The 11,504-nt window shown below is 68.9% G+C and carries 11 protein-coding genes and 1 tRNA gene; 6 read left to right on the forward strand and 6 right to left on the reverse strand.

All coding sequences use genetic code 11. The features are described from left to right. Positions 1-48: 48 nt before the first annotated feature. Both ACFQ9R_RS12360 and ACFQ9R_RS12365 read left to right on the forward strand, forming a co-directional pair. Positions 49-2,466 (forward strand): glycerol-3-phosphate 1-O-acyltransferase, encoded by a 2,418-nt coding sequence (locus ACFQ9R_RS12360; protein WP_378990536.1) that lies wholly within the window; start codon positions 49-51, stop codon positions 2,464-2,466. Then, positions 2,466-3,878 (forward strand): HAD-IB family hydrolase, encoded by a 1,413-nt coding sequence (locus ACFQ9R_RS12365; RefSeq protein WP_378990537.1) that lies wholly within the window; start codon positions 2,466-2,468, stop codon positions 3,876-3,878. Before ACFQ9R_RS12360 ends, ACFQ9R_RS12365 begins: the two co-directional genes overlap by 1 nt. A 39-nt stretch (positions 3,879-3,917) precedes the next feature. On the opposite strand, the gene ACFQ9R_RS12370 is transcribed toward ACFQ9R_RS12365, so the two are convergent. From ACFQ9R_RS12370 to ACFQ9R_RS12380, 3 genes are read right to left on the reverse strand one after another with little or no spacing between them, the layout of a single operon-like run. Next, the gene (locus ACFQ9R_RS12370) at positions 3,918-5,123 is read right to left on the reverse strand and encodes a Dyp-type peroxidase (RefSeq protein WP_378990538.1); all 1,206 of its coding nucleotides are present in this window, start codon (positions 5,121-5,123) and stop codon (positions 3,918-3,920) included. Beyond that, positions 5,116-5,676, reverse strand: a complete 561-nt coding sequence (locus ACFQ9R_RS12375; RefSeq protein ID WP_378990539.1) for a copper chaperone PCu(A)C — start codon at positions 5,674-5,676, stop codon at positions 5,116-5,118. Before ACFQ9R_RS12375 ends, ACFQ9R_RS12370 begins: the two co-directional genes overlap by 8 nt. Before the next feature lie 58 nt (positions 5,677-5,734). Further along, positions 5,735-6,319 carry a hypothetical protein gene (locus ACFQ9R_RS12380; protein ID WP_378990541.1) on the reverse strand — a complete coding sequence of 195 codons (585 nt, stop codon included), beginning with the start codon at positions 6,317-6,319 and terminating at the stop codon, positions 5,735-5,737. A 152-nt stretch (positions 6,320-6,471) separates the two neighbouring features. Between ACFQ9R_RS12380 and ACFQ9R_RS12385 the strand changes: the two genes are divergently transcribed. Further along, positions 6,472-6,906, forward strand: coding sequence for a DUF6069 family protein (locus ACFQ9R_RS12385; protein ID WP_378990542.1), 435 nt, complete (start codon positions 6,472-6,474; stop codon positions 6,904-6,906). A gap of 58 nt (positions 6,907-6,964) precedes the next feature. On the opposite strand, the gene ACFQ9R_RS12390 is transcribed toward ACFQ9R_RS12385, so the two are convergent. Together ACFQ9R_RS12390 and ACFQ9R_RS12395 are read right to left on the reverse strand one after the other, a co-directional pair. Then, positions 6,965-7,684 (reverse strand): polyprenol monophosphomannose synthase, encoded by a 720-nt coding sequence (locus ACFQ9R_RS12390; protein ID WP_228536832.1) that lies wholly within the window; start codon positions 7,682-7,684, stop codon positions 6,965-6,967. 123 nt (positions 7,685-7,807) lie between these two features. Continuing rightward, complete coding sequence (locus ACFQ9R_RS12395) at positions 7,808-8,494, reverse strand: GAP family protein (protein ID WP_378990543.1); 687 nt, start codon at positions 8,492-8,494, stop codon at positions 7,808-7,810. Between the two features lie 212 nt (positions 8,495-8,706). Between ACFQ9R_RS12395 and ACFQ9R_RS12400 the strand changes: the two genes are divergently transcribed. Genes ACFQ9R_RS12400 through ACFQ9R_RS12410 form a run of 3 tightly spaced genes read left to right on the forward strand, consistent with a single transcriptional unit; the run spans position 8,707 to position 11,348 of the window. After that, positions 8,707-9,024 carry a hypothetical protein gene (locus ACFQ9R_RS12400; RefSeq protein WP_378990544.1) on the forward strand — a complete coding sequence of 106 codons (318 nt, stop codon included), beginning with the start codon at positions 8,707-8,709 and terminating at the stop codon, positions 9,022-9,024. Next, entirely contained in the window at positions 9,024-10,310 is a 1,287-nt protein-coding gene (locus ACFQ9R_RS12405) for a hypothetical protein (RefSeq protein ID WP_378990545.1), read from the forward strand. The genes ACFQ9R_RS12400 and ACFQ9R_RS12405 overlap by 1 nt, the downstream gene beginning before the upstream one ends. A 9-nt stretch (positions 10,311-10,319) precedes the next feature. Continuing rightward, positions 10,320-11,348, forward strand: a complete 1,029-nt coding sequence (locus ACFQ9R_RS12410) for a hypothetical protein (RefSeq protein ID WP_378990547.1) — start codon at positions 10,320-10,322, stop codon at positions 11,346-11,348. 62 nt (positions 11,349-11,410) lie between these two features. On the opposite strand, the gene ACFQ9R_RS12415 is transcribed toward ACFQ9R_RS12410, so the two are convergent. After that, a tRNA-Asp gene (locus tag ACFQ9R_RS12415) sits at positions 11,411-11,484 on the reverse strand. Positions 11,485-11,504: the final 20 nt, after the last annotated feature.

The following is an 11,504-nucleotide window of genomic DNA, read 5'->3' on the forward strand; positions in this document are numbered from 1 at the left end:
TGGACCGAGTTCGGTGCGCCGAAGCAGATCTGCGGCTTGAATGGAGCAATGATCGACAAAGGTGGGCGGCGCGGCCCGCAGGCAGACTCGGTGGTCGCCCTGGTCGACGCGGCCTCCGGCGTCGAACGCGCGGTGATCGGCGACTGGATCGCCCAGGGCGGTCTCGGCAGGGAGATCGACTCCACGGCCCCGGTGACCCAGCTCGACCTCGACGCCAAAGCCATCACCAAACGCCTTGTCGGCAGGCACGACGACCCGCTGGTGGTGCCCGTCCGGGTGTTGTGGCTGCCGCCCGAACGCGACGGCGTGCGCCGGGTGACCTTCGCCGACCTGGCGATGCTCACCAATCCGCGCAAACCCAACCGGCTCGTCCAGCGCAGGCTGCTGCGCACCGAACCCGACCGCCACCGCGTGCTGGTCGGCGCACCCGCCCGGCTCAGCGCGCTGCGCACCAACAATCCCGAGGCCGCGGCGCTGTTGCGCGCGGGCTCGGCGGATCCGTTCGCGCGCGCGGTTGTACGCGCCGCCGTGGTCGCGCTCGAACGCGCCGAACGCACCGTCATCGGCGATCGCTACAAGGTGCCCCAGCTGGTGGCCGAGGAGATCCTCGACTCCCCCGAATTCCAGCGCAAGCTCGACTACATCGCCGACGAGATCGGCTCCGAACCCGACCAGGTGTACCGCAACGCGGAGAAGGCGCTACGCGAGCTCGTCGCCGCCCAGAGCCGGCTGGTCTCGGACCTGTTCACCCAGGCGATGCGACCGGTCCACGCCTCGACCTGGAAGGTCGACACCGATCTGCGCGGCCTCGACGCGTTGCGCAAGCTCAACCGCAAGCACCCGCTGGTGTTCCTGCCCTCGCACCGCTCCTATGTCGACGCGTTCGTCCTGGGTGACGTGCTGGCGCGCAACGACTTTCCACCCAACCACGTGATCGGCGGCGCGAACCTCAACTTCTGGCCGATGGGACCGATCGCGCGACGCACGGGCACGGTGTTCATCCGGCGCAGCTTCGGCGACGACGAGGTCTACAAGGCGGTCGTCGAGGAGTACTTCGCCTACCTGCTGGCCAAGCGATTCAATATGGAGTGGTACTTCGAGGGCGGACGCACCAGGACGGGCAAGCTCCGCCCGCCGCGGTACGGACTACTCAACTACCTTGCCGCCGCGGTCCGTTCGCGGCGCGTCGACGACGTGATGCTGGTGCCGGTCTCGATCACCTACGAGCGGCTCAACGAGCTCGGGGCGATCGCGAGCGAACAGGCCGGCGGCACGAAGAAGGCCGAGGGCATCGGCTGGCTCGCGAAATATGTTCGGCTGCAGCAGCACTCGGCGGGACGGGTGTATGTGCGCTTCGGCGAGGCGCTTTCGGCACGCGAGCGTCTCGGCGTGCACGGCGACCCACTCGATCAGCGCCCGGTGACCATTCCGCTGCGCGATACCGAGACCGGTTCGGCCACCGTTCCCGATGAGAAAGCCGTGGCCGACGCCGAGCACAAAGCGGTGCAGCGCTTGGCTTTCGACATCGCGGTCGGCATCAATGAGGTCACCCCGATCACCGTCAACGCGCTGGTCACCCTGGCCTTGCTGGGCGTGCACGAACGGGCGCTCACCCTCGGGCAGGTGCGCACGGTGCTCGATCCGGTGCTCGGCTACATCACCGTGCGCGGGCTACCGAGCGGCGAATTGTCCACGCTGCGTGACGAACAGGGCCTGCGGGTGGTGCTCGAGCAACTCGCGCTCGCGGGTGTTGTCACCGTGTACCGCGGCGGGTTGGAGCCGGTGTACGCGATCGAACCCGGGGTCCACCTCGAGGCGGCGTTCTACCGCAACAGCGCGGTGCACTGGTTCGTCAACCGGGCCATCCTCGAGCTGGCCGCCCTGACCGCGGTGGAACAGCCGGGTGACGATCCGCTGCGGGCGGCGTGGAAGGCGGCCTTCGCGCTGCGCGATCTGCTCAAGTTCGAGTTCTTCTTCCCGGAACGGCAGGAGTTCGCCGAGCAGATCATCGAGGAAGTGCGCCTCATCGTGCCCGAATGGGACGAGCACACCCCCGACGACCGGCTGGATCGCCAATTCCTCGGCGCTGTCACCGAATCCGGGTTCGTGATGGCCCATCGGGTATTGCGATCGTTCTTCGACGCGCAGCTGGTGGTGGCCGAGCGTCTGGTGGCCCGCGCTGCCGACGCGACGATCGATCGCAAGGAATTCATCGACGAATGCGTGGCGGTCGGCAAGCAGATGCTGTTGCAGCAGCGGCTGCACAGCCCCGAATCGGTGTCGTCGGAACTGTTCACCAGTGCGTGGAAACTGGCCGACAATCACGGCCTCATCGCACCCGCCGCCGCGGGGGCCGAAGCCGAATTGATCGGCAAGCGTCAGGAATTCGCCGACCAGCTGCGTGATCTCGGAGAGCGCATCGCGCGGGCGGCCTCGCTCGATCCATCGAACAGGAACGCGAACTGATGAGCACACTCGCCGAAGCAGTGTCCGCGATCCGGTCGGGTCCGCAGGGCGCGCGGATCGCCGCGGTGTTCGATTTCGGGGGCACCGTCGTCGACGGCCTGCCGCGACGGGGACTGGCACACAAGGTGTTCCGTCGTGGCGACGGCCGCCGGGCCACCCTGCTCGGCGGTATCCAGCGCGGTGGCAGCGATGGTGACTACGGACGCTTCCTGCAAGCCGTGGAACAGACCTGGGCGGGCGCCTCGGAGTCCGAGCTCGAGCAGCTGGGCCGCAAGGCTTTCGCCGAGCAGATCTACGGGCGACTGTTTCCCGAGGCGTGGCAGCTCGTCCGCGCGCACCAATTGGCCGGGCACACCGTGATCATGGTCAGCGAGCTCACCCGATTCCAGGTCCGGCCCGTGGCCGAGCGGCTCGGCATCGACAACGTACTGTGCACGGAACTCGCCGTCCGCGACGGCGTTCTCACGGGCCACACGGCGGGCGCACCGCTGTGGCGCACCGGAAAAGCCACGGCGGTAGCCGAATTCGCCGCGGACCTGGAGGTCGGCTATGTCTATGCCGACAGCGTGACCGACCTGTCCCTGCTCGAACTCGCCACCCGGCCGACCGTGATCGACCCGGACCCCGCGCTGGCCGCGATCGCCATCGGCAACGACTGGCCCACCCTCACATTCCGGCTGCGCCGAGCTCCACGCCCCGTCGACTACCTGCGCACCGTCGCCGGCTTCGCCGGGCTCATCGGCGGTGCGCTGATCGGCGTACTTCGCAAGTCCCACACCGGCAAACGCCAGACGATGGCCGACGCGCTCATGCACGACGCCACCACCGCCACCCTGCGCGCGATCGACGTACAGCTGCGCGTGGTGGGAGCCGAGAACGCCCGCGCACCCAGGCCCGCGGTGTTCCTGTTCAACCACCAGAGCCAGTTCGACGTGATCATCGTCCCGAAGGTGCTCGACGGCGCGGTGACCGGCATCGGCAAGAAGGAACTCGCCAACCACCCCCTGTTCGGCCCGCTGATGCGGTTCGTCGGGGTGACCTTCATCGACCGCACCGATACCGAGCGCGCGAAAGCCGCACTCGCCCCGGTCGTTTCGACCCTGCGCGACGGGCTCTCGATCGCGGTCGCCCCGGAGGGAACGCGCTCGTTCACCCCCGGTGTCGGCCCGTTCAAGAAGGGCGCCTTCCATATCGCCATCCAGGCCGGCGTGCCGGTGATCCCGGTGGTGGTCCGCAACGCCGGCGAGATCGCCTGGCGGGATTCACCGATCGCCCGCCCCGGCATCGTCGACGTGGCGGTGCTGGCGCCGATCGACGTCTCCGGCTGGGACCCGGCCGACATGGACGCCGAGGTGGAAGGCGTTCGGCAGCTGTTCGAAACCACCCTGCTGAACTGGCCGGAACCCGACTGAGATCCGGCCGGGCGCGGTGGTGCGCCCGGCCGGACTCCCTCAGCTCTCGAACAACTGCTGCCCGAGGTAGTTCCCGGCCGCGGGGACGCCGGGCGGGATCGCGAAGACGGCCGAGCCCACCGGAGTCGTCCATTCGTTCAGCGCGTCGAACTCCGCCAGCCGCTGCTGCACAGGCAGGAACTGGGCATCGACGTCGCGCTGGTAGGCGACGAACAGCAGTCCCGAATTCGACAGCTGCCCCGGGGCGGGCGCCTCGTCGTAGTTGAAACCGCGCCGCAGGAACCGTTCACCGTCGTGCGTGTGCCTGGCGCGGGCGACATGCGACGACGGCGGGATCACCGGGATGCCGTTGCGGTCCACCGCCGTCAGATCGGGTTCGTCGTGCTCGGCGGTGCCGGTGAGCGGCGCACCGGTGCTGACCTTTCTGCCCACGGTCAGTTCCCGGCCGTCGGCGTCGAGTTCGTCCCAGCGGTCGAGATCCATGGCGATCCGGCGCAGCACCAGCGAGGTGCCGCCCGTCAGCCACGGCGTCGACGCTCCGTCGTCCCACACCAGACGATCGAAGTCGACCGTGCGCGGGGCGATGTTGACGGTGCCGTCGACCTGGCCCATGAGGTTGCGCATGGTCTGGCCGCGTGGCGCGTCCCGGAAGCCGCGCTGCACCCACCGCACCGTCACCAGCGACTTCACATGCTTGGACAGCACCCGCACCGCGTGCGCTACCGTCGTCGCTTCCTGAGCGCAGACCTGGAGCACCAGGTCCGCGCCGGTGTAGGCGGGCTCCAGCCGGTCGACGGGAAACGGCGGCAGCTGCCGCAGCCACCTCGGTCGTCGTGCCGTGAGACCGGTGACGGTGAACAGCTCGGGACCGAAACCGACCGTGACGGTGAGCCGGGCAGGCCGGGCCGCGAGTTCCGGTTCGGTGTCGGCCAGCGCGGGAACGCCCTGGGTGAGCCGCGACGCGTCGTCGGTCCAGATCCGGAGCAGGCCGACGACGTCCTCGCGTCCGACGCCGGGCGCGAGATCGAAACCGGCGAAGGCCACGTGGCCGGGTGGCGTGGTCTCGATGCCGGCCTGGTGCGTGCCGTAGAACGGAACAACGTCGAGCCCCTCGCCGGGTTCTCGTTCCCGATCCCGGAGACCGGCCGCGCCCCAGCCGATTCCGGCCGCGCCGACGACACCCGCCGCCGCCGCTCCCCCGCCGAGCAACCGGCGGCGGGAGAGCCCGGCATGCGGATCAGCCACCGTGCGTCGGGTTCTCGGAGCCCGGCGTGTAATTCTCCTTGCCGCCCGCGAAATCGCGCACCTGGGCGCTGACGACAGTGCTCGAGCCGTCGGAGAAGGTCAGGGTGAGCGAGGTTTCCGCGCCGGTGCGCAGTGGCTGCAACAGATCCATGAACATCAGATGCTCGGCGCCGGGCTTCAGTATCACTTCACCGTGCGCCGGGATGGTGATGCCGCCCTCCTTCGGCCGCATGGTCTTGGCCCCGGTGCTGTCGGGCACGACCTCGTGGATCTCGACCCGGTTCGAGGCCGGGCTGGTCGCGGCGACCAGGGTGACCGGCACGTCCCCGGTGTTACGCAGGTTGCCGAAGGCGGCGGACATGCCGGAGTCGGCGGCCTTGATCCACTGGTCGCTCATCGTGATCCGGTCGCCCGCCGACGCGGGGGCAGCGGGCGCGGGTTCCGAACCCGAGCAGGCGGTGGAGAAGAGGGCGAGGACAGACAGTGCGGTCGCGGCACCGAGACGGCGGGCGACGCGGGGTGAACGCAGGTGGGTACGCGTGTACGCGGACATGGGGAACTCCGATCATCGGGATGGAATGGACCCCGGACCGGCCTGTCGGCACAGCGAATCATCCACCGGGACGGCGGATTTCGACGGCGTGGAGCCACGCCGGAACGGGGGTGAGTGTGGTCGCGCCCGTTCGGGGCGGACCACGCAGCCCGATGTCCGGTCGTAGGAGGAGTTGCCGGAGCACCGCGCGCTCGTCGGCGGCGGGTCGCCGGACCGCTCGCGCGAGGGGGCGCACGACCCCGGCCAGCACGAGGACCAGCTGACGCACGCTGGTGATCGCCCGGCGTACTCCGACTTCGGCGGCGCGAATCGCGATCGCCCCGACCGGGATCGCGACCAGGTGCGCGAGCACCATCGCGGCCGAAAGGGGATGGTGCTGGACATGTCCCAGCGACATCGCGGTGTGCCCGACGCCCTGGCCGACAGCCAGCACCGCCATGGTCGAGACCGGACTGTGCCCGCGTGGCAGCGCGGAGACCACGACACCGATCAGGGCGCAGGCGGCGAACAGCAGGGCCATCGACGAGCCGGCGGGAAGGGCGGTAGCGCCACCGAGGCCGTGCGCGAGCACGGCGACCGCACCGGACGCGGCACCCACCGCCGCGCCGCGTAAGCGCGCGGTGTGATCCGTCGGTGAACGCACACAGCCATGCTACGACTACGTGTCGTAGACAACGGGATCAGGGCGTATGACCGGGGTCTCATCGGTGTCGCAGCCGAATTCCGAAGAAAGACTTGACCTTAACCATTGTTTGGGTTTGATGATGGTCTCACCACCGAATGAGGGAGAACATCATGACCACCACCACCGCCCCCGCCACCTACACCGTTCCCGCACTGAACCGGCCCGTGGCCGTGCTGGGCGCCGCTGCCGCCGCCGTGGTGCTGAACCTGATCGTCTGGGCCGTCGGCGCCGCCGCGGGCGGGTCGTTCATCATGACCGACCAGGGCAAGGAGGCCAGTGTCGCGCCCGGCGGGGTGATCATGATGTCGGCCGTGCCGCTGCTGATCGGACTGACCGTCGCCGTGCTGGTGTCCTACGTGTGGACCGGCGTGCTGCGGACCGCCGCCGTGGTCGGATCGGTGCTGTCGATCGGGACCATCGCACTGACCGTGGCCACCGACTTCGACACCGCCTCCACCATCGCCCTGTCGGTGATGCACGTGGTGCTGGTGCCGGTCATGGTGATCGCGCTGGAAGGTGTGCGTCGCGGCATCACCGCGAAGTGACCCGAGCACACAGCGAAGGCCCCGCCGAGAAACGGCGGGGCCTTTCGCATGCCGAGTTCTAGACCGAGCGGCCGAACAGCAGCTTCCACGGCATGAGCGCCGATTCGAGCTGCACCTTCAGGCTCATCTTCGACGCGCCGACGGTGCGCTCCTCGAAGCGGATCGGCACCTCGGCGATCGTGTAACCCTTCTTGATCGCGCGGTAGTTCATCTCGACCTGGAACGAATAGCCGTTGCTGCGGATCGACGCCACGTCGATCGCCCGCAGGGTGTCGGCCTTCCAGGCCTTGAAACCGGCGGTCGCGTCCTTCACGCCCAGGCGCAGGATCAGGTTCACGTAGAAGTTGGCCCAGGCCGACAGGGCCTTGCGGTACCACTTCCACTCCGCGGCGGTGGAACCACCGGGCACGTAGCGCGACCCCAGCGCCACGCCGACGTCGTCGGAGCTCAGCTTCTCGAGCATCGACGGGATCACCTCGGCGGGGTGCGACAGGTCGGCGTCCATCTGGATCACCACGTCGGCACCCTCGTCGAGCGCCGCGGTGATGCCCGCGATGTAGGCGCGGCCGAGACCGTCCTTCTCGGTGCGGTGCAGCACGCTCACCACATTCGGCAGCTCAGCAGCCAGTTTGTCGGCGACATCACCCGTGCCGTCGGGTGAATTGTCATCTACCACCAGCACGTGCAGATCGGACACCGGCAGAGCCGTCAGCCGCTCCACCGCCACCGGCAGATTTTCCCGCTCGTTGTAGGTCGGCACAACAACGGTAACCCTCAAGGGTCGCCCTCCCTGCTCACCTGGATAGCCCCGCGGCCCAGGATGCGGGCACGGGGCATGTCATCGATTCGTTATGACGGTACTCGATGGTCCTGACGCTTTCCTGAGTGGCCGTGCGGGCGCTCACCACAGCCGACCCGCGTGGACCAGCGCGTCGATGATCAATCCGAGGCCGAACACGACGAAAAGCACCCTGATGACCGGCGGCCCGAAGCGGGTGATGCCCCGCACGAGCAGGCGGTATACCCGCCGCGCGCGCGGTGTCCGCCGCATGGCGACAGCGAGCACGACCAGCGGCAGGATCAGGGCGATCGCGCAGTAACCGGCCACGATCACCGGCCACACCACCGGCAGCGGGCGCTGTGCGGACAGCAGGGCCAGGGCCGCGAGGTAGGGCACCGAGGTCGGCACCTTCGCCAAACCCAGCGTGAAGCCGAGCACGCCCATCAGCCACGGATGCTTACGCACCGGCTCGACCCAGCGACCACCGGTGGGCGCGGTGGTGTCCACCGGCAGCACGGCGACCGCGATCAGCACCAGGCCGATCACCAGCTCGCCCCAGTACCGCAGAGCCGGGGTCAACTCGAAGTCGAGGAGCCGGACCAGGAAGTCGATGCCGAGCACGGTGCACACGCCGAAGACCACGGAGATCGCGAAAACGCCGCCGAGGAAGCTGAGCACACCCGTCATCGGCGAGCGCCGGGTCAGCCTGGCGTCGGCGACCACGGCCGTGGTGATCGCCACCAGCAGCACATCGAGCGCGTCGAGCAGAGCGAACCCGAGCAGGGCCAACAGTCGATACCCATCCATGACATGGCTGACCCTACTCGCCGGTCATATTTCGATCGCCGACCCGTTCGTCACACCAGCACCACCCGAATCCCGCGGCGAAAGTCCTTGACCTGCGCGGTCTCGAAATCGATCCTGCCATCTGGACTGGACTCCCCCGCAAACGGCGCTCGGTGGTTACGCTTTTGAGCACCGGCCGTGCCGGGATCCGCGATCGTGAAGGGGCAGACATCGTGGCAGAAATGTCTTTCGACCCGTCAGCGCTCGACGCTTATCAGCGTGCGGCAGCTCGGGTTTCCGAACTTCTTGGCACAGCGGCCACAGAGACGACGACCGCGGCCGGGGTCGACCTGTCCGGGCTCGGCGTGCTCGGGCGTGAATTCGCCGCCGCCTGGACACAGGCCGCGGGCGACCACGCGTCGACGCTGAGCACGGCGGGCAACCTGGTCACCGCCTATCAGGACATCTTGAATCGCTTCGGCGCCAGCGTGACCGGGATCGATTCCGGGCTGGCGGGCGATCTGCGAGCAGCCGAGGGAGAGGTGGCGTGATGCGTTCCAAGTCGCTGGTCACCGAGACCACGGTCAGCACGATCACCCCCGCCGAGGCCGAGGCGAAGATCGAGCCGGTGATCGCGCTGCTCGAAGTTCCGCTGCTCGAGTTGCGGAGATCGCTGGGCAGCAACACTTCCGCCGATCCCGACGCGTCCGTGGTCGCCGCACTCACGTCGGCATCCGCCGCGACCACGGCTACCGAAGACCCGCATCGGCTCGGGCTGTACGCGCTCGAGTCGACCGAGACCGCGGCACCGGCCACCCCCGCGCTGCGGCAGACCGCCACCGAGGTCTCGGCCGCGGCCGATCGCGGGACCAGTTTGAGCTCGCTGCTCGGGCAGGCATATTCGACACAGTCGACCGCGGCCGCCAAGGTCGACGCGATCATCGCCGACTTCCGGGCCAAGGCGAAGAAGGCCGCGCCCGCGGTGAACGAGAACAACCTCGACGCCATCGTCGAGCTGGCCGAAGAGGCCATTTCGGAAGCGGTCGGGGTGGTGGGCAACGCCAGCACCGAGATGGATCAGTACACCCGCGACACCAAGGGGCTCACCAGCGATCTCGGCGGGACCAACGGGGTCACCGTGCCCACCGGCGCGACGGAGGTGGCGCCCGGGGTCTATGTGCTCGGCACCGGCGGGTCCGATACGTCGTCGTGGGACGACTCCTCGTGGGATGACGAGGACGACAACATCGATCCGGCAACAGCGGCGCAGATCGCGTTGCAGGAGGCCTTGATCGACGGTGGGGTGTCCTTGGGGACCGCGGCGATCGACGCCGGCGTCACCTTCGGCACGCATCTGATCGACAAGATCGCCGAAGTCGCGATGCACGGGATCGACGCGGGCTCCGAGCTGGCGACGACCGGAATCGACACTCTCGCCGCGAATGCCACCGGCACCGAGGGCGCCGCCTCCACCACCCCCGCGGGCACCGCACCCACCTCGCCGTCGACCAATGGTGGTGGCACCGGCACGAACACCCTGTTCGGCGGATTGGGTGGCGGCACCAGCACCGGCGGGGGCACCGGCACCGGGGCGAACAGCGACAGTGGCGCGTCGGCGAAGCCGGATACCCCCGCGCCGTCCGCGCCGTTCCAGTCCAACCAGGCGCCGAAAACCGAACAGCCCCAACAGGCTCCGAGCACACCGGCGCCTGCCCAGCAGCCGATGCAAGGCGGGGTGGTTCCGCCCGGCAGTCGTCCGCAGCAGGATCAGGAGACCGAAAAACCCTCCGCCGCACCTAAACACGGTCAACCGGGAGTCGTCCCGGCGCCGGCATAGGACCCCCGGATGGAGAATCCGTTCGGTGCCTACTTCACGTCGCCGGATGCCACGACGCCCGGTCGCCGTCGCCCGCAGGGCAAACGGCGACGCAGGCGGCGACGCGAGGCCGAGCCGCAGACGATCGGCACGAACCCCGAGACCTGGCCGCCGCCCGACCCGGAACCGTTCGACAACAACGACCCGTTCGAGCCCGCACCCGTCCAGCCGGTATATCGAAACCCCGCCGACGACGACGGGTTCACCGGCGACTGGAACGACTGGAACGACGGCGACGCGCCGGTCGAGACGCAGCGCGGCGACGATGTCGACTGGAACGACTGGGCCACCGCCACCGCCACCGAACAGAGCGGCGACCACGTGGAGATGCCGGTGTTGCCGCGCCTCAAGGACTTCGGCGGCGGCGGCCAGATCGCGCGGCGCCCCCGCAAGAACTTCGACGACGAACGCTACGACGACAGCGGCGGCCGGGCGAAAGCCGCCGCCGCGATCAAGGGCGTGGTCGGTGCGCTCGCCTTCGTCGTCGTGCTCGGCGTGGCCGCCACCATCTTTCTCGGCCCCGCCGACAAGACGAGCACCACCACCCAGGCCGCCGTCCCCGGCTCGCGGGCGACCACCTCCACCGTGGTTCCCCCACTGCCCGCCCACGCCCTGTCCGGCTGCGAGTCCTTCCGCACTCCCTCGATCACCATCAGCGCCGAGCGCGGCGACACCGCCAGCCCCGAGGGCGCCATCCTCGGCTTCGAATACAGCTACTACGTCGACCGCGACGCCGCCAAGGCCCGCTCCTTCGTCACCGACAACGCGCATGTGGGCAATGCCTCCGCCCTGGCCGAAGGTATCGGTTCGCTGCCCCTCGACGTCAAATACTGCGTCCACATCACCAAGGCCGACGCCGCCGACGCCACCCTCTGGAATGTCACCATCCACCAGAAATGGCCGGGCGACGCCACCACGGAGAAAATCAACCAGGTCATGCGCACCACCGAGGTAGCCCCCGGCCGCCACCGCATCACCAGCATCGACCACCGCATCTGAACACGTCCTCGAACGCGAAAGTCCCCCGCACCGGGATCGGTGTGGGGGACTTTGCTGTGTTGCGACCCTGACGGGACTCGAACCCGCGACCTCCGCCGTGACAGGGCGGCGCGCTAACCAACTGCGCTACAGGGCCTTGCTTCGTTACGTCGGGGG

The organism is Nocardia sp. NPDC056541 (assembly GCF_042794235.1).
Classification (GTDB): Bacteria; Actinomycetota; Actinomycetes; order Mycobacteriales; family Mycobacteriaceae; genus Nocardia.